Raw genomic sequence first — 24,599 nt, 5'->3', positions numbered from 1 at the left:
ATTTTAAAAGCAGCCGAGGACTCCCTGTTCGCGGCTGCTTCATCATCGGACTACACTAAAATTTAGGGTTTTTCTGGAATTACCCACTTTTCTCCAGTTACAGGATGCGGGTAGTGGAATGGCAATACATCTGTGTCCGGCCACAAGACCGGCATCGGATTGACATTCATCAATTCATCAGGACCGATTGGGTCCTTTGGGTAGGTCTCAGAAAGAAACGGGTATAAATTGGGCGGTGTGTGTGCCCATCCAGTTTTAAAGTCGGCGTGCCAAAGTCCACGATAATCCAATATCTTAAACTTCCAAATACCGTCTTCTTTTACATAAGTATTTTCATAGGTTCCACCCTCCCACCATTGCCTGGTGAGTCCTTCTGCAAGTTCGTGCCGTCCGGCCTGCATCAGGGTTCGATATCTTCCTTTTGCTGTGGTTCCATCCTCGGATATTGTGAGAACATCCTGCATCATAATATGTTCCAGCAGGTAACCATAAATAGGGCCATTATGCCCGTTTGTATGCCGCATCCTCAACCGGTCGCAGTAAAACCGCCGAACCCCCTCTTTCCCCTTAAAAACTCCTCCCATAAAGCGGACTTCACTATCATCAGCAAAAAGGTCTACTACTTCATCAAATAGACACACATCAAAGTAATACCCATAAGCATGATGCAGTTTTCGAATATCATCGATATCCTGAAGATCGGAAATTCTCTTCGTTACATCTTTTATTTTCTTTTCTAAAACTGCTTCCCTAACAGACAAATCCATTCGGCACCTCCAAAAGTTTTATCATTATATTGCTATATTAATGAAATTCTCCTATTTTCACTTTTTCACCTAAGAGGTTAAAAGCAATTGTCCTGCGCAAAATTTCATCTGTTCCTTCAAATACCCGATACTTTCTGACTGTACGGTACCATCTTTCCACTGGGACTTCCTTTGTGATGCCCATCCCGCCGTGAATCTGCAGGACCCTGTCGACCACACGATGGACCATATTTGTACTATATAGCTTCGCCATGGAAGCATAATGGCGTTTATTATCCATTCCCTTTTCTGCCAATTGGGCCGCATTTAAGACCAACAATTTCGAAGATTCCACTTCCACAGCAGAGTCGGCAATCATCCACTGAATGGCTTGATATTCAGAAATGGGGCTGCCGAAGGTCACCCGCGATTTGGCATACTCCATGCCCATTTGGATGAGCCTTTCTGCGATGCCAACGGACCATGCCCCAATTTTCACTCTTCCCAGGGTGATCCACTTCATGGCCAGTTCAAACCCCTTACCCAGTTCGCCTAAAATATTTTCCTCGGGAACCCGGACATTTTCGAAAACAACGGAAGAAACAACCCAATCATCCATTGTCGGGATTGGTTCAGAGCGCCAGCCCATTTCCCGGTCGACCAAGAAGCAGGTGACCCCGCCACGCCCTCCTTTGTCCTTGTCAGTGACAGCAAAAACCATGGCGAAGTCCGCTTTATGGGCCCGGGTGATAAAGATTTTCTCGCCGTTCAAGACATATTCGCTGCCATCCTTTACGGCACTCAGCTGGATTCTTCTTGCGTCAGACCCGGCTCCGGGTTCTGTTAAAGCAAAGCAAGCCGTTTTTTCCCCGCTGATAACCGGGTATAAATATTTCTTTTTTTGTTCCTCATTGCAGTGGTATAGAATATTGTCTGCATCCCCTCCGAATGTAAACGGAATGAAGGTTTTTCCCAGTTCAATGTGAATCAGGGTCGTCATTAATGGCCCAAGGTTCACCCCCCCATATTCTTCAGGCGTATTTATTCCCCAGAATCCCATGTTTCTTGCTTTGATCTGCAGTTCTCTCAGCTGCTCATCGGTAACGCCAACTCGTCCAGCCCGTTCATTGCGGATGACTTCCTGCTCCAACGGAATAAGTTCCTTTTGGACGAATTGCCGCACCGTCCTTTGCAGCATCTCTTCTTCTTCGGTTAATAAAAAATCCATCCTGTACACCACCTCTGGCTTTTATTAAGTATTTATTATTTATAAAGAGGTATGCCTGATTTCCTTAAGCGCATACCTCTTGGTTCGGTTTCTATGAATCTATGTTACAATCAACGCGTCGAGGGCTAGAACTCCTTGTCCCTTCGGATATACCATCAATGGGTTGATATCAATTTCTAGAATTCCCGGGTTGCTGACCATCAATTTACCCACTTTGGCCACCACCTTTGTCAATGCCTCCACATCCGCTGGCTGTGCACCGCGGGCTCCTCTTAATAAATCGGCTGATTTAAGGGCCAGAATTTCTTGCTCAATAAATGGTTCTGCAAGGTGCGGAGACAGGAATCGGACATCCTTTAAAACTTCTATCCATATACCGCCCAAACCTACCATAACAATTGGACCCCAATCTTGGTCCCTTCGTGCGCCAACTACCATTTCAATTCCGCGTCCGCCCATTTTTTCTACCAGCACACCATCCAAGCGAAGGTCAGGACGGGCTAACTTGATATTTTGCTCCAAGTCTGACCAAGCTTCGACCAATTCTTCCTCGGATTTAATATTGACCAGCACCCCGCCAATATCGCTTTTATGAGCCAGCAGGCTTGATTGCGCTTTCAAAGCAATTGGAAATCCGATCTGCCTTGCCGCTTGTTTGGCCTCCTCAATCGTTTTGGCCAAGATTCCCGGAGGAACAGGAATACCTACTTTTGAAAAATACTCTTTCCCCACATATTCTGGCAGCACTCCAGACATTGGAAGCGGTTGCGGCTGCTGGGCCGTGTCAACGTTTTCCTGCCCCACCCTTGTCAAGCATTTTCCATACTTCGTGACGACTGCTAGAGCTCGCATTGCCCGTTCCGGTGAGCGAAAGAAAGGAATGCCGCTTTCCTTCATCTCTGTGATTAAATCATCCGATAGCTCTGAACCTTCCCCCATGACCACATAGGCAATCGGTTTTTCCGAAGTTTTGATTAGGGGCAGAAACGCCCTCGCCTTGGCCAACGAAATGGAGGGAGACCCTGGAAGTACCACAATGATTAAGCTTCCAATCCTAGGATCATCCATTAATGGCTTAGCCGTTTGAGGATATAGTGATAAATTGCTTAATACCTGCGCAGTCACATCCAATGGATTATCAGGAGTGGAAAACTCCGGCAGGACTTTTTCTAATGATAACTTAGCAGCTTCAGATAGTTTGGGTATTTCCAGACCGACTGTATCGCAATAATCCAAGGCAAACCCCTTTAAGGCACCTGAATCCGTCAAAATGGCTGTGCCGTTTACAGGCGGTTGGTCAAAATGTGTCAAAAACCAAGCGACATCGACCAGCTCTTCCATTGTTTCCACCATAATCACTGCTTCATGTTCCAAATGTGTTTTAATGACGGTAAAATCTCCGACCAGCGAACCAGTATGGCTTTGGGCAGCTTCACGTGAGGCTTCACTTCTTCCCGGATGAAGAAGCACAATGGCTTTCCCTCTTTGGCGGGCTTGTGCCGCCAGCCTTAAGAAAAGCTTAGGACGACGGACTTGTTCCATGTACATGGCGATTATTTTTGTTTGGTTATCATCAACTAAAAAGGAAAGATAATCCTCCACCCCAACCATGGCTTCATTCCCAGTGGAGATGGCATAGGATAAAGAGATTCCACGGGCTTGGGCCGTTTCTCTAAGGTTGGACATCATTCCGCCGCTTTGCGTAAGGACACATAACGAATGATCGGTTTTCACTTCCGTTTTCTTTAATCCTGGAGCAAAAGTTAACGGAACATTTTCAACAAAGTTTGTCAGCCCCATACAATTTGGACCTGCAATCAACATGCCGTGTTCAAGGCCAATTTCGGTAATTTCCTTTTGTGCCCTCTTTCCTTCTTCTCCGGCTTCTGCGAATCCGGCCGCAAAAATCATCACCGATCTTGCTTTTCTCCGGGCGCAGGCCTTTACTGATTCGACTGCAGCTGTATAAGGAACACAAAGGACAACACAGTCAATTCCTTCAGGAAGTTCATCGATACTGGCTAGGCAAGGCCTGCCTTCGATTTCAGTTCGATTTTTATTAACTAAGTAGATGTCACCCGTATATTCGAAGTTTTCTAGATTTTTAATAATGGTATTGCCGGCAGCGCCCGGTTTTGCTGATGCCCCGACGATGGCTATCGAGCGTGGGGATAATAACTTTTCTATTGATGCTGGCTGGAGTTCCAGCTCAACCGTGTTCTGATTAGGACTCACGGTTATAGCCTCCTAAGCCGGGGCGGTAGGTTTTATCATCCAAAAACTGTTTTAAGCCCTTCTGGCGTCCACGTTCAGGATCCTGGGAGATGTTTTGCGCCTGCTTTGCAAATAAGTATTCTTCAGCGGTATCCCAATCCATTTCAAATGAATATTTGTAAGCAATTTTAGCTTGGTTCACAACATGAAGGTTTTTGCTTAAAAGAATCTGAGCTAATTCCCTTGTTCTCTCACGTAGTTGATCTTTAGGTACTGCCTCATTGACCAAGCCCATTTCGGCGGCTTTTTTACCGTTAAACGTTTCACCCGTCATGATGTAATACAAGGCATCCCTGCGGTTTAACGTGTCTGCAATCGCTTTCGTAACATTGCCGGCCGGGATAATGCCCCAGTTTACCTCTGATAAACCGAACACGGCTTCTTCTGAAGCAATCGCCAAATCACAAGAAATCATAGGAGTAAATGCGCCGCCAAAACACCATCCATTGACCATGGCAATCGTTGGCTTAGGGTAATAGTTAAGCTTTCTCCATTGCCACGCAGTAGCATTGCGGCGAATTTTCATTACTCTGGCAGGATGATCATCATCAATATCACGGAAATATTCTTTTAGGTCCATTCCGGCGCTGAAAGAGTCTCCTGCACCAGTCAGAACAACTACACCGCAGCGGTCTTCAAGTTCAAGCGCATCTAACACTTCGTGCATCTCACTGTTTAAATCCGGGCTCATGGCATTCCGCTTATTTGGACGATTGAATGATACCCATGCGATTCCATTGTCAAACTCAACTAAAACGTTTTTTCCACCGGGTATGTTTTCTCCGGTTGCAGTTTCTTTTGTTTCATTATTTACTGCCACTGTTCATCCCTCAATTCTAGTTATTTTATAAAATGAGTTGTTCAACTCATTTTCTTAAAATTAGATTATCAAATATTCTGTAAATTGTCAATTATCGAATTTTTATTTTCTTAATAAAAACATAGGTTTATATAACTATATTTAAATAGTGAGTTGTAAAACTCATAATAGTGTATTACACTAGGTTTAAAACTAGCATTAATAAAATTCAGATTATTCTGAAGGAGGAACTTATGAGAGATATTAACATGACTTCGATTCGAACCATTGACCGGGCCATTGATGTGCTGCAAGCCTTTACTCTTGAAACTCCCGCATTAACCATTGAAGAAATTTCCGAAAAAGTGGACATCCCTAAAAACACCGTTTATCGCATCTTGTATACACTAGAAAGACGCGGTCTGGTAAAATTCGATCAAGATACGCTTAAATATCAGCCTGGTCTCAGATTAATAGAATTCGGCTATTTGCAGCAGGCTGTTTTAGATGTTAGCCGCGAGGCCGAAGACCTGCTCAACGAACTTCATGAAAAAACAAAGCAGACGGTATTAATGGCGCTTAAAGAGGATGATGATCAACTATTTTATATTTTTAAACGGGAAAGCAGTGAGGGCCTAAAAGTATCCACGATCGTCGGCTTGCGCCGCAATATCTTCTTTGGCGTTTTGGGAATTTCTATCCTCGCTTTTTTACCTGCCCAAAAAATCGAACATTTATTGGAGAACATTAAACCACACTCCCCCCACTCCGTGACAGACAAAAACATCATTCGCCAACGCATAGAAAAAATTCAGCAGGAATATGTTTACTCGCAGGCAGACGAAACAACCCTTGGAGTAAGAGGGATTTCCACCCCTATTTTTAACATGAATGGCGATCCCATTGCTGCAATTGGCGTAATTGGACCTTCCATCCATTTTGATGAGGATCAAGTACAGAAAGTGAAATTGCTTGTAAGAGATTGTGGTGAGCAAATCTCTCGTAGAATGGGTTACAAGCATAAGTACGGCAATTGAAAGGAATAGAAAGAAAAAATCTCCCCCGTCAACGTCAATGGGGGAGATTTTTTCTTCTACTATCCTATTTTACATCCCAATCCTGGACATTTAACAACATGCCGATATCCTTTGGTTCTCCAACCACCACCCGTTTGTTAACCGCACGGAGGCGTTTATCCAAGTAAAGAGTGATCTGTGGGAGTTCTTCGGCAAATATCTCCTGGAACTCATAATAATATTTTTTCCTCTCTTTAGGGTCCGTTGTTGCCAAGCCATTTGCCAAAGCCTTATCCGCATCCGGATTGCTAAACTTGGTAAGGTTAATGGAAGCACCCGTGCCAAAGAGCTGTGTGACATCCGGGTCGAGCTTAAAGCGATTGTTCCAAATACAAATATCATAATCACCAGATCGAAGCTTCTGGACAGCGGAAGCCGTATCTAGTTTTTGAATCTCTGCCTTCACGCCAATTTCACCAAGGTTTTCTGTTATGATATTCGCTGCTTGTTCCATTAAGGCGTCTCCTGTCGGAACAATAAAGTTTAACACTTTATTCTTATCCCAGCCTGCATCCTTTAATAATTCTTTTGCTTTAGCGGCATCATACGGATATTTATTTTCCAAAGCTTTGTTATAATACGGATGCACGGGTGCATAAGGGACATTTCCTACTTGCCCGGCACCTTTTAACAAATTATCGACCATCAATTTACGGTTAATTCCATAGGCAAAGGCCTGCCTTACCCGTGTATCAGAGACTTTACTATTATTAATGGCGATAAATTTATCATTTAACGGAATCCCTTCTTTGGTTGTCACGTTTTTCAGGGATTTAACCTTCTCAAAATCTTGGACCGCAATGGCACCAATTTCCGGGTAATTCATATCAATTTCCCCGCTTTGCAATTGAGCCACAAGATTGGCTGCTGGCATAATCTTGAAGAAGAGCTGATCCAGTTTGGGTGTGCCCCTAAAGTAATCCTTGTTTGCTGCTAACTCTACATACTGATTTTTTTGATAGCTGACGAATTTAAACGCACCATAGGATACAGTTGGATTTTGCATAAACTCATTTTGTTGCAATTTCTCCGGGTCGACATCTTTTAGAATATGCTTCGGCATGGCTTTCAGATTAAAGGAGATTTTTTCGTGAAAAGCCATCATATCCACAGGGTTTTTTGTCTTAAAAACAATCGTATGGTCATCGACTGCCTTGGCTCCTGGGAGATCCGCAAAACTGCCGGATTCAAGCTTACCGGTATTGCTTAAGCCTTGAAGGATAGAAAAATTGGAAGCAAATAACGAACTTACCTTTGGATGAGAAATCATCTCGAGAGTAAACATGACATCTTCACTGGTAACAGGGTTTCCATCCGTCCATTTGGCCTTTGGATTAAGCTTAACGGTAAAGGTTTGATTGTCGGTTGTTTCAATGCTTTCTGCAAGCAGCGGCACATAGTTAAAATTTTCATCTAAATCCATCAATGGATTGAATAGCAAGTTGGTAATATTTAATGTGGCAAAATCATTGCGGTCAATTGGATTAAATGATCCCGGAGCAACCGTAATTCCAATGCTGACGGACTTTTTTTCTCCCTTTGAACTGGTTTCATTGTTGGAATTACTCTTGGAGGTAGTGGTGGAAGAAGAATCCTGACAGGCTGCCATAAATAAGACGATACAAAAACTTAATAGTGACAAAAACAACCTCTTAGTTTTAACCATCCTCTTTTCTCCTTACCTTGTTAGATTTTAATAAAATGGGCGTGCTAAATGTAATCCCCCCAGATAATGGGGGGATTTCCTATTGAACTATTAAACTGGGGGTACAATATTTATTTAACATCCCATTCATGAACATTAATCAACATGCCTATATCCTTTGGCCCGCCAACGGTGACACGCTTGTTGACAGCACGAAGTCGATAGTCCGCATAAAGGCCGATTTCTGGAACTTCTTCAATATGCAGCTCTTGGAATTTATCATAAATTTCTTTTCGAACCTTCGTATCTGTCTCACGGACCCCTTTTGTCAACAGCGCATCCACTTCAGGATTGCTCCAGTGATGGAAATTGTTGCTGGCTCCCGTTTGATATACGAAAGAAACATCAGGGTCGAGCACGAAGGACATGGTGATGGAATACATATCAAAGTCATCTTTCTTAAGTCTTTGAATCATTCCTGGAATATCAGACTTTTCTACCTTCACATTCAGCCCAATCTCTTTTAAGTTGGCTGCTACAAGGTCTCCTGCCTTCTCAAGCTCCTGATTACCGATGGGCACAATGTACGTTAGCGACTTACTTGAATCCCATCCAGCCTCTTTCAATAATTGTTTGGCTTTATTCGGGTCATACGGGTAGCTGTCCTTAATTTTGTCATTATAATATGGATGGACGGGTGCATATGGTCCCTTTTGAACTTCCCCATTGCCTTTTAGCAGGTCTTTGACAATCCCATCCCGATTGATTCCATAGGCAATGGCCTGTCTTACTTTTTGATCCAGCTTTTTGGTGTTAAATCCAATTAATTTGTAGTTTACAGGCTTTCCTTCCACCGTTTTGATTTGGTCGATTTTTTTAACAGTTTCATAGTCTTGCAGTGAAAGTGAGCCGATTTCAGGAAAATTCATGTCAATATCGCCACTTTGCAACTGGGCAACAAGGTTGGCTACAGGCATAATCTTAAAAAACAGTTTGTCAATTTTAGGTGAACCTTTAAAATAGTCTTTATTCGCTTCCATGGCTACAAATTGATTATTTTGATAGTCAACAAATTTGAAAGCACCATAAGTTACGGTAGGTTTTTGCATAAATGGATTTTGCGCTAGACTTTCAGGACTGACATTTCCCAGAATATGCTTTGGCAGAGCTTTTAGATTAGCGGCAATCTTTTCATTAAATACATTTGGATCAACCGGTGTCTGGGTTTTAAAAGTAACCGTATGGTCATCGACCTTTTTTGCACCAGGAAAATCTGCAAAATTCCCGCCATCATATTTCCCGCCAGGCTTAAGCCCGTCTAGGATTTGAAACTGAGACGAAAGCAAAGAACTAAATTTTGGGTTAGTTATCATCTCAAGACTGAAAAGCACATCATCCGCTGTTACCGGTTTCCCGTCTGTCCATTTGGCTTTAGGGTTTAAATGGGCCGTAAACGTTTGGTTATCTGACGTTTCAATACTGTCTGCCAGTCTCGGAACGAAGTGGAAATTTTCATCCAGTTCCATTAATGGATTAAACATCACACTGGAAATATAAAATTGCGCCCAGTCTGCCCGATCGAGAGGATTAAACGAAACCGGTGATCGGGTGATTCCAATACTAATCGATTTGCTTTCCTTGCTTGCTGCCTCTTCTTTTTTTCCATTGGAACTCGTTTCAGACGAGGAACAGCCTGCGATAATCATCATGACCGCCAGACAGACTGCAAACAAGGAGAACTTCCCCCGCAAAACCTTCATACAAATTTCCCCCATTTTTTTTTATTAATAGCTTGATAATCACTTACTTGATACTTTTAGGGTCTAAGGCATCCCGCAGTCCGTCCCCAATAAAGTTGACTGACAATACGGTAATCATGATTAACAATCCTGGAGGGACCCAAACCCATGGTTGTGAGGAAAGCACTGTTAAAGATTGGGCATCTGTCAGCATGTTTCCCCAGCTTGCAATAGGTGGCTGAACGCCCAAGCCTAAAAAGCTTAACGATGCTTCTATGATAATCGCTGCTGCAATACCAAATGTGCCATTTACCAAAATGGGCGCCATCACATTTGGCAATATATGTTGAAAAAGAATTCTAGGGGTTTTTAAGCCAAGGACGACACTGGCTTTCACGTAATCAAGCTGTTTTACCTGCAAAACACTTCCCCTGACTAACCGTGCTACGCCAGTCCAATAAAGGATCCCAATGACGATAATAATGTTTATCAGGCTTGGACCCACCACACTAACAACCACTAGAATGAGCATTAAATGCGGAAAGGACATAAACACATCGGTAAGCCTCATTATCACCATATCCACCTTACCGCCGTAATAGCCGGCAAGAAGACCCAAAACAGTTCCGACTGACACACTAATAGCAACGGCACCAACTCCCACCATTAGTGATACACGAGCTGCATATATTAAACGACTTAAAATATCCCGGCCCACTTGGTCCGTTCCAAGCCAATGTGCAGATGAAGGTGGTGCCGAAAAAACGTCATTTACCTTATAAGGACTATAAGGAGCTATTAGCGGAGCAAAAATAGCCATGAGTGCGAGCACGACCATGACAACAAGGCCAATTACCGCCAGCTTGTGCTTTTTAAATCGCCTGACAACCATTTGCAAATAGCTTTCTTCCGCCATTGCCGATTCCTGTTCTACAACGTAGGGTGCATTTGAAACTTCTGATTGTGATTGCTGTTTAAGGTTTGCGAGTGACATATTCCCCCTCCCTTCACTATTCGTATTTGATTCTTGGATCGACGATTGAATAAACAATATCCGTCAGTAAATTGGCTGCCACAACAATCACAGCTGCAAGTAGATTCAATCCCATTAAAGTGGGATAATCCCGAGACATGATTGAGGAAATCGTCAGCTGGCCAATCCCCGGCCAAGAAAAAATTTGTTCAATTACAACGGCACCGCCGAGAAGCAGTGGTATTTCCAATCCAACTACTGTAATAATTGGAATTAATGCATTCCGAAGTCCATGTTTATTGACAACAACAAATTCCCTCAGCCCCTTCGCTCTCGCTGTGCGCAAATAATCTTGGCCCAATGTCTCGAGGATGCTTGAACGGACATACCGAATTTTTTTTCCTGCAATCCCTATTCCTAAAACAACCGCTGGCAGAATCAGATGCAGGAGCCTGTCTCCGATGCCATTATCGCCTCCCAGGGTGATCATGCCGCCGGTTGGAACTAAGTTAAGCTTGAGAGAAAAAATATAAATCAATCCTAATCCTAAAAAGAAATTGGGGATGGAAATTCCTAAAAAAGCGCCGCCAGTAAAAAAATAATCCAGTTTGGAATATTGCTTTGTTGCACTTATAATACCGAGAGGAATAGCAATGATGAGTCCTATTAACAGGGCAGTTCCCATTAATAGAATAGTAGGTCCTAAACGTTCCGAGATGATATGGGTGACTGGCTCGAATGTGGACATCGAGTAGCCCAGGTCCCCTTTTAGGAGGTTCATAAGCCAGTGAAAATATTGGATATAAAGAGGGTCGTTCAATCCAAGGGCCTCTTTGCGCGCATCAATGGCTGCCTGGGACTGGTTAGGATCAATCATCATCTCTACCGGATTTCCAGGGGCCATATTAATGATAAGAAAATTGATAATGGTTACTCCAAAAATAATGGGGATGGTTATCAGGAGCCGCCGAATAAGATAGGAAAACACGAAAACACCTCCTCACTTCATCCTTGGGCCGCAAAACATGCAGCCGCATGATCATTTCCGGTTAATGGTGGAACCTCTTTTCGGCATATATCCATGGCAATGGGGCACCTTGTATGGAAACGGCAGCCGGATGGAGGGTTTGCAGGGCTTGGCACATCCCCTTGCAAGACAATTCGTTCCTTATCCCGAAGATTAGGATTCGGTACAGGATAGGCATTCAATAAAGCTTTTGTATACGGATGCTTTGGGTTTCGGAAGATTTCTTCTGTTTTCGCAATCTCCACTACCCTGCCGAGATACATGACCGCAATCCGGTTACTGATATATTTGACAGCGCCTAGTCCATGAGCAATAAACAGATAGGTAAGGTTTAATTCCTTTTGTAAATCTGACAATAAATTTAATACTTGTGCTTGGATGGAAACATCCAATGCCGAGACAGGCTCATCACAAACAATAAGTTTTGGATTCAATGACAAAGCCCTTGCAATACCGATACGCTGCCGCTGGCCACCTGAAAATTCATGGGGATAGCGGTTTTTATAGTGCTTTGGCAAGCCAACCATCTCCAGCAAATCGTCAACTCTCTTTTGGACTTGTGCCGGTTCAACCATATTGTGAACCTTTAAAGGCTCTGCAATAATATCCTTGACCCGTTTACGGGGATTCAAGGAAGAAAACGGATCCTGAAAAATGATCTGCAAATCCGATCGATAATCGCTTAACTGTTTATTTGAAAATTGAGAAATATTATTCCCCTTAAAAATGATTTCTCCTTCAGTAGGTGTTTCCAAACGGACAATCGAACGGCCAATCGTCGATTTTCCACATCCGGACTCTCCGACTAATCCAAGAGTCTCCCCTTCATAAATAGAAAAGCTAACTCCGTCTACCGCCTTTACATGACCAACCGTCCTTGATAGGATACCTTTTTTTATAGGATAATAAGTCTTTAGCTCATTCACCTGAATCAAAGGTTCGCGTGTCTCCAATACGGCTTTATTCATACGCCACCTCCAAAGGTCGACTTGCATCGATAGCCAGCCAGCAACGTGCCAGGTGCCCTTCCCCAGAAGGAGTTAGTGGAGGTGCATCTGTCACACAGCGTTCTTCTGCATAGGGGCATCTTGTATGAAAACGGCATCCCCTAGGCATGTGCTCCAGCGATGGGACTGTTCCAGGGATTGATTCCAGTCTCTCTTGACTGTCTTCATCAATATGAGGTATGGAATTAATTAAACCTATCGTATAAGGATGCTTCGGATTATTAAATAAAGTATAGACATCTGTTTCTTCCACAACCTGCCCAGCATACATGACAATCACACGGTCCGCCATTTCGGCGATGACACCTAAGTCATGGGTGATCAGCATAATCGATGTCTTATATTCTTGACGTAATCCTTTCATCAGTTCCAAAATCTGTGCTTGTATGGTTACATCCAATGCTGTGGTCGGTTCGTCGGCAATTAATAGCTTTGGTTCACAGGAAAGAGCCATCGCAATCATAACCCTTTGCCGCATTCCACCTGATAGGGCATGGGGATATTCATTCATTATTTCTTCCGCTCTTGGGATTCCCACTTTTTTTAACATTTCAACCGCCATTTTCCATGCTGCCTTTTTCTTTAGCTTTCGATGCAATTTAATTCCTTCCATTAACTGATGACCAATCGTAAAAACGGGATTGAGCGAGGTCATGGGTTCTTGAAAGATCATCGAAATATCATTTCCGCGGATTTTCCTCATGTCAAACTCACTGCATTTAACAAGGTCTTGACCGTCAAATTGGATGCTGCCCTTGCTGACTCTGCCTTTTTCACCAAGTAATCTCATGATTGAGAGGGAGGTGACACTTTTTCCGCATCCTGATTCCCCTACTATTCCAATTGTTTCTCCTTGCTTCACATCAAAACTGACATCTTCGATTGAGACAACCTCTCCGTGGTCAGTTTTAAAAGTCACTTGTAACTGTTGTATGTCCAACAGCGGCTTTCCCAACCATCTCACCCCTTTTTCTGTTCCCTGCTCCGGCTTGACGGAGCAGGGAAAATTCCTAACATAAGGTGTAATTGTTTATTTAACAGGTTCGGATTTTTTCTCTTCCCACATTTTCCCAGTAACTGGGTGTGGATAGTGGAACGGTCTTACTGCCGTATCCGGCCATAAAACTGGCTTTGGATCGGTTACTAATTCATCAGGACCAATCGGATCTTCAGGGAATAACACAGATGAGAATGGATATTTATTTGGCGGAGTGTGAGCCCAGCCTGTTTCAAAATCGGCATGCCATAAACCGCGATAATCCAATTTACTGAATTTCCAAATACCGTCCTCTTTTACATATTCATTTTCATAGATTCCGCCTTCCCACCACTGTCTTGTGTCCCCACCAGCACTTTCATGCAGGCCGGCTTGCATCATGCTGCGGAATCTGCCTTTTGCTGTCTTTCCATCCGGGGAAACAGTCACAATATCTTGAATTTGTGGATGGTCAAGCAAGAAACCATAAATAGGGCCATTATGTCCTTTAGTAAATTTTTGGCGGAATCTATCAATATATAAGCGGGCCACACCTGCTTTTCCTTTATATTTGCCGCCCATGAACCATACTTCTCCTTCCTCGGAAAAAAGGTCCACCACTTCCTCATACAAACATTGGTCCAGATAATAGCCGTACTTGTGCTGCAACTTTCTGATTTCCTGAGTATCTTCCAAGATGCCTACTTTTGCCGTTAATTGTTCCAACTTTTCTTCTAAACTGCGGATGTAGTTTTCCATTAATTGATAACCTCCATTTTTTAATAGATTTATATATTAATGCTTAGCACCCATTAGCTGCGCTTCCGTTACCCAGCTGCCATGCAATCCTTGACGCAAGCGGATTGGCAGCTTAACACGGGCGACAGGCCCATCATTTAAGTGCTGAGCATCTAATACCACCAAATCTGAACGCATTTCATCATATCGATTTACTAGCGCAACTAAATATCCCTCTCCTTCTGCCGCATTGTCTGATTTAGGGATAAATGTTGGTTCCTGCAAGGTGGACTCCGGTCCGCAGAAATAGATCTGTTCTTTTCCTGTTGCTAGATCCACGTGACCTAAACAATTTATGAACATTCCTGTTATGCTTCCCATTACTTGTGTATTTCTTGGCCGGGAAAAATCAGTGACACATAAGAAGCCGTGACGGTAATGCTCCATTGCATAGCGCTCATCAATTCTTGGGAACTCCCCAACCGTATCAGAAAGCTGCCGGTGAGTGAATGTACTCGTTGCGGATTCCATATCCATAATCCAACGTGTCAAGTGGGAGGCTGCTTTTTCGCGGCTAAATTCCGCTCCATGAATGTCCGGGAAAAACGGGAACATATTGCCTTCTGCAACTGGCATATCCAGATAAATTTTCGTGCCTTCATTAAATGCATTCATAACATGAGAAGCAAATTGCGTAGGTCCTCTAAACCAGCGGACATCGCGTGCTTCGCCTTTTCTAGGTAGAACACCAAGGAATACTTCCTTCGTTCCATCCCAACCAAAGGTTGGCTTTCCTTCCCTTGCCCGGTCTATGCTGCTTGTCATCGGAATGACCGGGAATATTACATAATCTCGTGTCACGGCAAAGTCATGGATCATAGCTGGATAGGGGGATAGAAATTCTACTTCACGGGTGATTTCTCCTGATGGGCTGATAGCATAGTAGGTAATATCTGGGGTGCCGATTCCTTTCGTTCCATAACCAAAAGCAATCATTTCTCCTGTTTGCGGGTCAATTTTTGGATGTGCGGTAAATGTTTGGCTGGTCAGTTTTCCATGATAATCCCAATAGCCCTTTGTTTCGAGTGTGAGAGGATCCATTGCTACTGGGGGGCTATCCTCTTTAAGTGCAAATAATTCTCCATTATGAAAGATGACATGGGTGTTGGCAGTTCCGCGAATTTCCCCTTTTACACTAGGGTCATCGAAAAACGGGTTGCGGTAAGCACCAAATAGTGCACGTCCAGCCTGTCGTTCAAGGTTGAATTTGTCCGTTTTAACATAGCGGCACTTAAAATCCACATGGCCATTTTTAAAGTGGAACATACTGACCATTCCATCACCATTAAAGTAAATATCTTCTCCAAGTAATGGCGGGTATTGGGGATCCGGGCCAACTCGATAGTATGCACCATTAATTTCCGTTGGCAAATTCCCTTCGACTTCAACATCGTGTATATCTACTTCAGCCCGAAATGGCATGTTGAAGCCGGTATAAATCGGTGAATCAGGAAACTTAGTCACTCTACCTCTTCCTTTCTCCTTTTTTTATCTGGACTGCTGGGTCCGAAAATTTTATTTATGATAATTTATGGCATGGTATTCAATGAACTCGGATAAGCCGATGGTCGAATTTTCCCTGCCGATGCCGCTCTGCTTCACACCGCCAAATGGCATTACTTCATAGCCTAAATGGGATTGGCCAGCTCCATTAATAAACGTCATTCCCGCTTCTATCTGGCGTGCAATTCGCAGCCCTCTATCAAAGTTTGAAGTCCATACGGATGAGCCCAGGCCATATTCAGTATCGTTCGCCATTTTGACCACTTCTTCTTCTGTCCGGTACGATACTAGTGGGATGATCGGACCAAATTGCTCACATGTGACGATTTCTTGGTTAGGGTCTAAGTCCCGTACCACCGCTGGCTGGATGTAGTAGCCATTGTTCCAGTTTTCTGGCTCTAGTATTTCTCCCAGCTGGACGAGCTTTGCATCGCTTTGTTTAATCCTTTCGATCAATTGATTTACTTGATCGTATTGATTTTTATTATTCACTGGAGCAAATGTCGCTCTTTCATCAAGCCCGTGGCCGATTTTATATTGTTCAACAAACTCACACACTTTGTCATAGAAGCTATCATAGCGGTGTTCAGGGACATATACCCTCTTAATTGCAAAACATACTTGACCGGATCTTCTAAAAGCGCTCCCTACAATTTTAGGGATAATGTCATCGAAATCAGCATCATCAAGTACGATGGCAGGATCGTTTCCACCTAATTCAAAGTGGATATTTTTTAAAGAATCTGCTGCGTCCTTCATGATATATTTGGCAATTTGACCGCCGCCAGTAAAAGATATTTTGCGAACCAAGCGATGTTTATTAAGTGCGGCACCTACTTGTGCATCGCCATGAATGACATTAATGACACCTGGCGGTAAAAGAGAGGCAATCTTCTTCAAAATAATACTTACACCCATTGGCGAGTTAGGCGATGGCTTCATCACCAGGGTGTTACCGGTTACAATGGCGGGGGCTACCTTTTGAATCGTAAGCACTAATGGCGCATTCCAAGGAACAATCCCTGCAATCACCCCGATTGGCCTTTTCTCGATACTTACCCAGCTGTCCCCATCTTCCTGGATTTGCGGTTCAAAGAAATTCTTGGCATTTTTCATTGTTGCCTGCACGGCCCACACAGCCAAATTAACTTCACCTAGAGAAGTCGAGTAAAGAACCCCATTTTCTCTAGAGAGGATTTCAGCTATTTCAGTTGCTTCCTCAAGCAGCAATTTTTCAATTTTGGCAAGTACATCCATTCGTTCCTCTATGGATGAATGACGCCAAGTTAAAAATGCTTTATGCGCTGCTTCTACAGCCTGATCCACATGGTCGACAGTGGCTTGTGCGATTTTGCCAACAACCTCTGTAAGCCTTCCCGGATCTCTAACCTCTGCATAGGTGTTAGTGGGGACTTCTTGGTTGTTAATCAGCAATTGAATATCCCTCACCTGTGTCTTTTGTCTACTCATTTTCCCATCCCTTTCTCAATCTCCCGTAAAGTAAACGGTTACATTTAAACGCTACTTTACTGAAAACTACTTGATTCGCAACTAGTGAAATCTCATTACGAATCAACTTACCTTACTAGGATTCTAGAAGATTTGTATCTCATAGTGCGAGTTAGAAAACTCATTATTTCTAATCTGATAGTATTGGTAATCGAGATAGTTGTCAATATATTATGAATATTTTTTAAATTATTTTTTCCGCATGTTTCGACAACATCTTTAGAAAAATACGCCAACTAAACCACTATATACTTCTATCTGACATTTTTTATTGCATGACAGCTGGCGGTTCTCCAATCCCCTGTTCCCTTACACTGGCAATCATGGCTGAACCGAGAAGCCACTTTTTGGCCCGCACAGGGTCGCTCGCGAGTTGCCCCATTTCTTTTTGGAGTTGGATGCGATATTCTTCATTCTTTTCTTTCACGACACGTGTATTCTTTTCGCTAATTTCCTTCACATGTTCAATAGCCACTTTTCTCCGCACTTCACTATATTTTTCTAACTCCGCCACCGCATTGGCTCCATCCAAAATGCGCATTATCCTTTTGCTTAAATCCGTCGCATCATGGATGCCGCTGTTTAATCCTAATCCACCCATTGGACTGTTCAGATGGGCTGCATCACCTGCTAATATGACACGTCCCTTGTAGAATTTTTCCGCTACGCGCTGATGAATACGGTAGATTGTATTTTCAACAATAGGGAAACGATCGCTGGTTTTCAAAGCTTTTTGCATTGTTCTCTGGATACGTTCGGGATCCAATGCCACTTCATCCGGAGTATCTGGTGAAACTGGATACAAAAATCTCCAAGCCTCAGGCACCCGCAGAATGAATAAAAACTCATCAGGGTCTGATATATAATTTACATACGCTAAATCCGGGAGATAGCGGTCAAATGGGACAGGCGTGCCTACTAACAGCCAGCGCTCTTCATGGGTATAACCATCAAAAGCGACTCCCAGTTTCTTGCGGACCGTACTTCTTCCGCCATCCGTCCCTATCAAATACGGGGTACGGATTCTCTCTATGCCGTCCGTTGTTTGAACTATGACCGTCACACCGTTTTCATCCTGTTCATAATCAAGGACCTCAGATTGAAAGCGGACTTCCACTTCTGGCCGGGCTTTAATTCGTTCATAAACCACCTGGACATAGGCAGCCTGGGATAACTGAAGACGATAAGGGTATTTTGTTTCATCTTTCAACATGGTAAAATCAAATTCCGCATAAAGCCCCGTCTTCCGGTCCCGATATTGCACTTTTTCTGCTTTCAACCCCCGGGCAACGAGCTCCTCTGTGATGCCCGTCTCTTCTAGCAGCTCCAATGTGCCCGCGTGAAAGGTTGAAGCTCTCCATTCTTTATTTGGCGCCGCTCCTTTTTCTAAAACGATCACAGGGACACCATGAAAGCTTAATTTATCAGCTAATGTAATCCCTACGGGTCCAGCCCCTGCAATAACAATTGGGTGATTCGTCATTGTTAACTCCCTCCTTATGGCAATAATGGCTGAAATACTTCAGTCACAGTTTGATGGCCATTATTCTTCTGGTACTCTTCCACTCTTTCAAAATTAAACGCTTCCATAATTGGCAAATCATTTGTCGAGAATAGGTAGGCGTCATTTTCATCTGATAGATTGACATGTTCATGCCAAGTCCAGGCAGGAACGACAAAGAAATCTCCTTTTGACCAATCATATCGTACGCCATTCATAATGGTATAACCTTCACCGCGAAATACATGGTAGACATTGCTATGCACATGGCGGTGTGCCTTGCCATGGAAATTAGGCGGCAGCTTCTGCATTCTTGCTCCAATCCGGTCATTAGCATCCTTCCCATTGGTAGGATTGATGTACTCAACGGCGTAGCCATCTACCGGATCCGGGTCATACTGGCTCAACCCATCAAGGCCTTGCTTGGTTAAATGCCACTGATACCGGCCGAGAGGAGCGAGCTCTTCATTCCGATTGGCAATAGGTCGGGTCAGGCCGCCTTGGAAGCGATTTGTATTGTAATCATTGGGCACAATTAATTCTTGCTGCTTATTCGGTAAGAATTCTGTAAAACAAACGTTCAGGTATTTCGTGAATGGAGAATCCAGGCAGTCCATCCAAAGGACTTCCTCATCCCCTTCGTTCGCATGGTCATGCCAGGACATGGTTGGGGTGATTAAGTAGTCTCCCTCTTGGAAATCCAATTTTTCCCCGTTTACCGTACCCTTCCCGCCTTTTCCGCTAAGAACAAACCTCACGGCAGTGGTAGTATGGCGGTGCGCAGGGGCAATTTCCCCCGGCTTGACAGCTTGGACTGCTGCATATAATGTTTGCGTGGCTCCGCCCCAGCCATATGGGCCGATATCTTTCATTCCAGGATTAATCAGGAAAACGGCTCTTCGGTCGGCTCCATCCCCAACCGTTAAAATCTCTTGGGCTTTTTTCAAGTTACTTTCTATCAACTCACGTTTCCACAAGTAAGGAATGGGTTTTGCTTGTGGCTCAATTGTATTTAATTCATGGATGGCCGCCCACAATGGACCAAGGTTTTCTCTTTCTAGTTTCTCATGCAGTTCTTCAAGTTCAGGTTTAACCTTTTGTGTACTCATCAAAGTTCCCCCCTATTTATCATCCACATTTACTGAGAATTCACCAATACGGTCGATTTGAATCCGCACCTTGTCACCCTTCGTAATACTTCCTACCCCTTCTGGTGTACCCGTCGTCAAAATATCACCAGGCTCCAGCGTCATGGTTGCCGATGCAACTTCAAAGAATTTATAGCAATCATAGATTAAATCTTTCGTATTCGCCGATTGGCGCAATTCATTATTAACCCACAGACGGAAACCGAGTTCGTTCGGGTTTTCGATTTCATCTGCTGTCACCAGCCAAGGCCCAATTGGCGTAAAAGTGTCAAAGGATTTTCTCCATGGACGGTCTTCCTTTCCTCTGACCGTTATGTCCATTAAGGCAAAATAAGCGAAAATATAGTTATGCGCTTCAGATGCTGGAACATCTTTTGCCCTTTTTCCTACAACAAAGGCCAATTCGGCTTCATGGTCCGTTCTCCTGTCTTTAAACGGGAGCTTAACTGTATCATTGGGACCGATGATCGAGGATGGCGCTTTTAAGAAAAAGCCTAAATTCTCAATCGTGTATTCTGCGTTATTAAACTGCTGGTTCATTTCATCCTGGTGAAGGTAGTAATTAACTGGTGCTGCAACAATTTTTCCCGGTTTCGGCACTGGAGGACAAAGACTAACGTCTGATAAAGGATAGACTTCACATTTTGACAGTTCAGCTTCCACCTTCTCGCGGATTTCAGGGAAGTTCTTCATCAACTGTTCCAACGATTCTTGGGGCTTTTCTTCATTCCAGTCCGTTACGGAAGTAATATCATAGATATTTTCCTCCTTTACCAAGCCTAATTTACATTTATTAAACAAAGCTAGTTTCAATAAGTACCACCCTTTCATCTCATATAGTGAGTTGTTCAACTCATTTATTCTAAAAATAGATTAACAGAAAGGGTGCGTAATCGTCAATATTTTTTGAAAATTCAATTTTAAAAAAATACAGATGAATTGGAAGAATATTTTTACTATTTATTCCTGAATGACATAAATACTGGTATTATCAACTCATACTAGTTTTGATATATGGAGGAAAGACATGAGAGACGTGAATATGCCTTCGATCCGTTCGATTGAGCGGTCGATTGATGTAATGGAATCATTTTCGCTAAAAAATCAGCCTTTGACCATTGAGGAAATTGCAGCCATTACAAAGTTACCCAAATCAACTGTTTACCGGATCCTTTGCACCTTAGAAAAAAGAGAGTTAATATTATTTAACGAAAAAACATTGCAGTACCAGCCCGGCGTCAGACTGTTGGAGCTCGGGCTTCGGTATGGGTCATTTTTTGATGTGAAACGACAAGGGGAAGATATTTTAAGTGAATTATATTTAAAGACGAAACAAACTGTTTTAATGGCTGTACATGCCGGGGAGAGAATTTCTTATATCTATCGGCGGGAAAATGAGGAAGGTCTTAAGGTTTCGTCTGGCGTGGGGGAGCGCCATTACTTATATGGCGTTCTTGGTCCGATTCTGCTCGCGTATCTTCCTGAAAGGCAAATCGACCAAATACTCAGCCAGCCAATCCCAAAGCGCACCCCCTTCACTCTATTAGATCCTGAAAATATAAAAGCAAGACTTGAAACCATCCGCAAGGACGCATTTTTCTTTGAAAAAGATGAAACCCACGTTGGTGCCACTGGTTTCGGGGTGCCAATCTTTAACTCTGTAGGTGAAGTGATTGCCGCAGCCGGAATCATCATGCCAACCTTTCACTTTACGGAAGAAAAATTAGTCCAATACAGGGAATTACTATTAGAGGCTTCAAAGCAAATATCTGAACGAATGGGTTATAAGCCAAAATTGTAGGTCCCATGCTATTCTGCTTGCAGGGGCCGCTTTTGGCCCCTCTTGCCATGTTGATTTGATAGAATGCAAAAAATATCTTTGATGTTTCATATACAGCAACAACACGCTATACGATAAAAAAACGAGTTGATATACTCATCTTAATCTGAAATGGGATGGTATGTATGAAAAAAGTCCCAGGTGTATTTGCCTGATTGAAAGCGTTGCCATTATGAATTTTTAGGAGGAGATGAAGTATGCAATCGATTCTCGTATTAAACAAAAACTATATTAATGGGGAATGGACAGAAGGAAAAAGCGACCGGACTTATGACATTTTAAATCCATATGACCGGTCTGTGGTGGCATCCGTTCGTTTAGCAACGAAAGAACAGCTTGAAGAAACCTTTCTCATCGCAAAAAAAGCCCAAAAGGAATGGGCAAAATCAACAGTCGAAGAAAGAAGGGCCGTTTTACAAAAGGCTGCAGAATACTTAACTGCTAACCGTGAAGAGATTGTCGATACCATTGTCCGCGAAACTGGCGGGACGATTTTAAAAGGAAATGTCGAACACCATTTGGCTATGGAGTTTTTAGAGGAAGCCATTAAATATGCAGACGAAATTTATAAACTTCGGGAAATCCCAGGCTCCCCGGATAAATTAAATCATGTGTACCGCCTGCCATTGGGAGTTATTTCATCCATCTCGCCGTTCAATTTCCCTTTGAATCTATCAATGCGGACGATCGCACCGGCGATTGCATTAGGGAATAGTGTTGTTCATAAGCCAGATGTTCAGGTTGGTCTATCGGGCGGTTCGATCATTGCCAAGGCCTTCGAATATGCAGGTCTGCCAAAAGGAGTCCTGAATGTCATCCTGACAGATATTCAAGAAATTGGTGATGGCATGTTGACCAACCCTAACTTAGAACTTATCAGTTTTACAGGTTCCTCTGCGGTTGGCAGGCATATCGGGGGAATTGCTGGACAAAACTTAAAGCGCGTCGCCCTTGAACTGGGAGGAAACAGCCCATTTGTTGTGCTTTCCGATGCTGATGTGGACCAGGCTGTAAATGCCGCTATTTTCGGTAAGTTTATCCACCAAGGACAAATTTGTATGATTATTAACCGAATTATCGTCCATCAAGACAAATACGATGAATTCGTTGAAAAGTTCGTTGCCAGGGCAAAAAACCTTCCATATGGTGACCCTAGCGATCCAAAAACTGTGATAGGACCGCTGGTAAACGATCGTCAATTGGAAAAAGCACTCCAATATATTGAAGATGCAAAACGTGACGGCGCTACCGTGGCACTAGAAGGAAAACGTGTCGGCAACATTCTTACTCCGTATGTGTTCACGGACGTTGACAATTCCAGCAAATTGGCACAAACGGAATTATTTGCGCCGATTGCCACCATCATTAAAGCTCAAACGGACAGCGAAGCGATTGAACTCGCGAACGGGACGGATTACGGTTTAAGTTCTTCCATTTTTACCGGCGACCTAGCACGGGGAGAAGAATTGGCTCTGCAATTAGAGGCCGGAATGACGCATCTAAATGACCAAACTGTAAACGATGCGCCAAACATCCCCTTCGGCGGCAATAAATCAAGCGGCCTTGGCCGATTTGGAAATCCATGGGTGGTAGAAGAATTCACCATTACTAAATGGATCTCTGTTCAAACAACCAACAGGCAGTTTCCTTTTTAATAGAAGAAACACGTTAACAAAAGAAACAAGGCAGTGGATTCACTGCCTTGTTTCTTTTGGGTTTTCAACCGAAAAACTATCGCCGGTATTATTCTGGGTTTTTCAATTCTTTTATCGTTTTATCCCAGCGCCTTATTACTTCCTCAGGTTCCTTTAATTTGAACTTAATACCTGTGGTTATGACAGCATATTTAGCGATATCCTCTTTGACAGACATAACCGCCGCTGCGTATTTTTCACGACTAGTATCATGACTCTCGAGCTTTGAAAACATCATCTTCAAATAATAGGCTTTACCTTCCAAAATAACGACCAAAGTAGCCTTTCCAGTCCGGAGAAGATTCTCCGCGGTTCTTGTCCCCTTCCACAACGACAAGCGAAGCAGCTGTTCGTTAATGGCTGCGATTTCCCCCACACTAATCATGGCTGCATGGGGCCACCCCTCTTCGCTGACTGTGATAAGGAGCATTGCATCATTCTGTTTTTGCTCCAAGTCCATTCCATTTAATAGATTAACAATCTTTACGGGCAGTACCACCGTCTCCACCATTACTTCACCTTCATTTTTTCTTCCTGCCATCTTTTCGTAAAAGAGTTATCGATATCAAATTGATCCAATGTCCGTGCCACAATATGGTTGACAATATCATCAATTGTCACTGGATTGATGTAAAAAGCCGGGACCGGCGGGACAATCACGGCTCCCATTCTCGACAATGCTAACATGTTTTCCAAGTGGATATCGTTCAAAGGCGTCTCCCTTGTTAATAAAACCAGTTTTTTTCTTTCTTTTAACACCACATCTGCAGCTCTCCCCATTAGTCCATCCGCGATGCCGGTGCGAATGGTTGCGAGTGTTTTCATACTGCAAGGGGCAATAATCATCCCATCCACCCGAAAAGACCCGCTTGAAATCGCGGCAGCTTGGTTTTTGGAGTCATGGACAAAGGAAGCTAACTCCTTCACTTGGCTGATGGTATAGTTTGTTTCTAATCGGATCGTTGTCTCGGCCCATTTTGAAATGATTAAATGCGTTTCGACACCGCAATACCTCAAAGATTCAAGCATTTTAATCCCAAAGATGGCACCAGATGCTCCCGATATGCCGACAATAATTCTCATGGAACCACACACTCCGTTCGTTTCAGCCCTACA

Annotated in this window: 21 protein-coding genes; 3 read left to right on the top strand and 18 right to left on the bottom strand. The window is 43.4% G+C overall.

The genetic code is table 11. The features are described from left to right. Positions 1-62: 62 nt before the first annotated feature. The 4 genes from ACY8D0_RS07040 to ACY8D0_RS07025 all read right to left on the bottom strand — a co-directional run bounded on the left by ACY8D0_RS07040 (position 63) and on the right by ACY8D0_RS07025 (position 5,068). Positions 63-767: a nuclear transport factor 2 family protein gene (locus ACY8D0_RS07040; RefSeq protein WP_462409762.1), complete on the bottom strand. Its 705-nt coding sequence runs from the start codon at positions 765-767 to the stop codon at positions 63-65. 37 nt (positions 768-804) lie between these two features. After that, on the bottom strand, positions 805-1,974 hold the full coding sequence (locus ACY8D0_RS07035; protein WP_462409761.1) for an acyl-CoA dehydrogenase family protein: 1,170 nt from the start codon (positions 1,972-1,974) through the stop codon (positions 805-807). Positions 1,975-2,073: 99 nt separating this feature from the next. Further along, positions 2,074-4,209 (bottom strand): acetate--CoA ligase family protein, encoded by a 2,136-nt coding sequence (locus ACY8D0_RS07030; RefSeq protein ID WP_462409760.1) that lies wholly within the window; start codon positions 4,207-4,209, stop codon positions 2,074-2,076. Next, on the bottom strand, positions 4,199-5,068 hold the full coding sequence (locus ACY8D0_RS07025) for a p-hydroxycinnamoyl CoA hydratase/lyase (protein ID WP_462409759.1): 870 nt from the start codon (positions 5,066-5,068) through the stop codon (positions 4,199-4,201). The genes ACY8D0_RS07030 and ACY8D0_RS07025 overlap by 11 nt, the downstream gene beginning before the upstream one ends. A 233-nt stretch (positions 5,069-5,301) precedes the next feature. Here ACY8D0_RS07025 and ACY8D0_RS07020 point away from each other — a divergent pair, with 233 nt between their 5' ends. Then, positions 5,302-6,084 carry an IclR family transcriptional regulator gene (locus tag ACY8D0_RS07020; RefSeq protein ID WP_462409758.1) on the top strand — a complete coding sequence of 261 codons (783 nt, stop codon included), beginning with the start codon at positions 5,302-5,304 and terminating at the stop codon, positions 6,082-6,084. A gap of 64 nt (positions 6,085-6,148) precedes the next feature. On the opposite strand, the gene ACY8D0_RS07015 is transcribed toward ACY8D0_RS07020, so the two are convergent. From ACY8D0_RS07015 to ACY8D0_RS06960, 12 genes are all read right to left on the bottom strand, one after another. Further along, complete coding sequence (locus tag ACY8D0_RS07015; protein ID WP_462409757.1) at positions 6,149-7,789, bottom strand: ABC transporter substrate-binding protein; 1,641 nt, start codon at positions 7,787-7,789, stop codon at positions 6,149-6,151. A 110-nt stretch (positions 7,790-7,899) separates the two neighbouring features. Next, positions 7,900-9,528, bottom strand: a complete 1,629-nt coding sequence (locus ACY8D0_RS07010) for an ABC transporter substrate-binding protein (RefSeq protein ID WP_462409756.1) — start codon at positions 9,526-9,528, stop codon at positions 7,900-7,902. Positions 9,529-9,571: 43 nt separating this feature from the next. Further along, positions 9,572-10,501 carry an oligopeptide ABC transporter permease gene (gene opp4C / locus ACY8D0_RS07005; RefSeq protein ID WP_462409755.1) on the bottom strand — a complete coding sequence of 310 codons (930 nt, stop codon included), beginning with the start codon at positions 10,499-10,501 and terminating at the stop codon, positions 9,572-9,574. Between the two features lie 16 nt (positions 10,502-10,517). Then, entirely contained in the window at positions 10,518-11,468 is a 951-nt protein-coding gene (locus ACY8D0_RS07000; RefSeq protein ID WP_462409754.1) for an ABC transporter permease, read from the bottom strand. A 17-nt stretch (positions 11,469-11,485) separates the two neighbouring features. Continuing rightward, positions 11,486-12,475, bottom strand: coding sequence for an ABC transporter ATP-binding protein (locus tag ACY8D0_RS06995; protein ID WP_462409753.1), 990 nt, complete (start codon positions 12,473-12,475; stop codon positions 11,486-11,488). Next, complete coding sequence (locus tag ACY8D0_RS06990) at positions 12,468-13,469, bottom strand: ABC transporter ATP-binding protein (RefSeq protein ID WP_462409752.1); 1,002 nt, start codon at positions 13,467-13,469, stop codon at positions 12,468-12,470. The genes ACY8D0_RS06995 and ACY8D0_RS06990 overlap by 8 nt, the downstream gene beginning before the upstream one ends. Positions 13,470-13,544: 75 nt before the next feature. Beyond that, entirely contained in the window at positions 13,545-14,249 is a 705-nt protein-coding gene (locus ACY8D0_RS06985) for a nuclear transport factor 2 family protein (protein WP_462409751.1), read from the bottom strand. A 36-nt stretch (positions 14,250-14,285) separates the two neighbouring features. Further along, a complete protein-coding gene (locus ACY8D0_RS06980; protein WP_462409750.1) occupies positions 14,286-15,752 on the bottom strand; it encodes a carotenoid oxygenase family protein in 1,467 nt (488 codons plus the stop codon). A gap of 51 nt (positions 15,753-15,803) precedes the next feature. After that, positions 15,804-17,261, bottom strand: a complete 1,458-nt coding sequence (locus ACY8D0_RS06975; RefSeq protein ID WP_462409749.1) for an aldehyde dehydrogenase family protein — start codon at positions 17,259-17,261, stop codon at positions 15,804-15,806. A gap of 307 nt (positions 17,262-17,568) precedes the next feature. Next, positions 17,569-18,783: an FAD-dependent monooxygenase gene (locus ACY8D0_RS06970; protein WP_462409748.1), complete on the bottom strand. Its 1,215-nt coding sequence runs from the start codon at positions 18,781-18,783 to the stop codon at positions 17,569-17,571. Positions 18,784-18,797: 14 nt separating this feature from the next. Continuing rightward, complete coding sequence (locus ACY8D0_RS06965) at positions 18,798-19,910, bottom strand: cupin domain-containing protein (protein ID WP_462409747.1); 1,113 nt, start codon at positions 19,908-19,910, stop codon at positions 18,798-18,800. 12 nt (positions 19,911-19,922) lie between these two features. Continuing rightward, entirely contained in the window at positions 19,923-20,762 is an 840-nt protein-coding gene (locus tag ACY8D0_RS06960; RefSeq protein ID WP_462409746.1) for a fumarylacetoacetate hydrolase family protein, read from the bottom strand. A gap of 214 nt (positions 20,763-20,976) precedes the next feature. Here ACY8D0_RS06960 and ACY8D0_RS06955 point away from each other — a divergent pair, with 214 nt between their 5' ends. Both ACY8D0_RS06955 and ACY8D0_RS06950 read left to right on the top strand, forming a co-directional pair. After that, on the top strand, positions 20,977-21,750 hold the full coding sequence (locus ACY8D0_RS06955) for an IclR family transcriptional regulator (RefSeq protein WP_462409745.1): 774 nt from the start codon (positions 20,977-20,979) through the stop codon (positions 21,748-21,750). A gap of 236 nt (positions 21,751-21,986) precedes the next feature. Further along, positions 21,987-23,444, top strand: coding sequence for an aldehyde dehydrogenase family protein (locus tag ACY8D0_RS06950; RefSeq protein ID WP_462409744.1), 1,458 nt, complete (start codon positions 21,987-21,989; stop codon positions 23,442-23,444). 88 nt (positions 23,445-23,532) lie between these two features. Here the strand turns inward: ACY8D0_RS06950 and ACY8D0_RS06945 are convergent, their stop codons facing one another. Both ACY8D0_RS06945 and ACY8D0_RS06940 read right to left on the bottom strand, forming a co-directional pair. Further along, positions 23,533-23,994: a pyridoxamine 5'-phosphate oxidase family protein gene (locus tag ACY8D0_RS06945; protein ID WP_462409743.1), complete on the bottom strand. Its 462-nt coding sequence runs from the start codon at positions 23,992-23,994 to the stop codon at positions 23,533-23,535. Continuing rightward, positions 23,994-24,566, bottom strand: a complete 573-nt coding sequence (locus tag ACY8D0_RS06940; RefSeq protein WP_462409742.1) for a UbiX family flavin prenyltransferase — start codon at positions 24,564-24,566, stop codon at positions 23,994-23,996. Before ACY8D0_RS06940 ends, ACY8D0_RS06945 begins: the two co-directional genes overlap by 1 nt. Positions 24,567-24,599 lie beyond the last annotated feature (33 nt).

It is taken from the genome of Neobacillus camarae, assembly GCF_054950115.1.
This window is presented reverse-complemented; position numbering and strand designations above follow the sequence as displayed.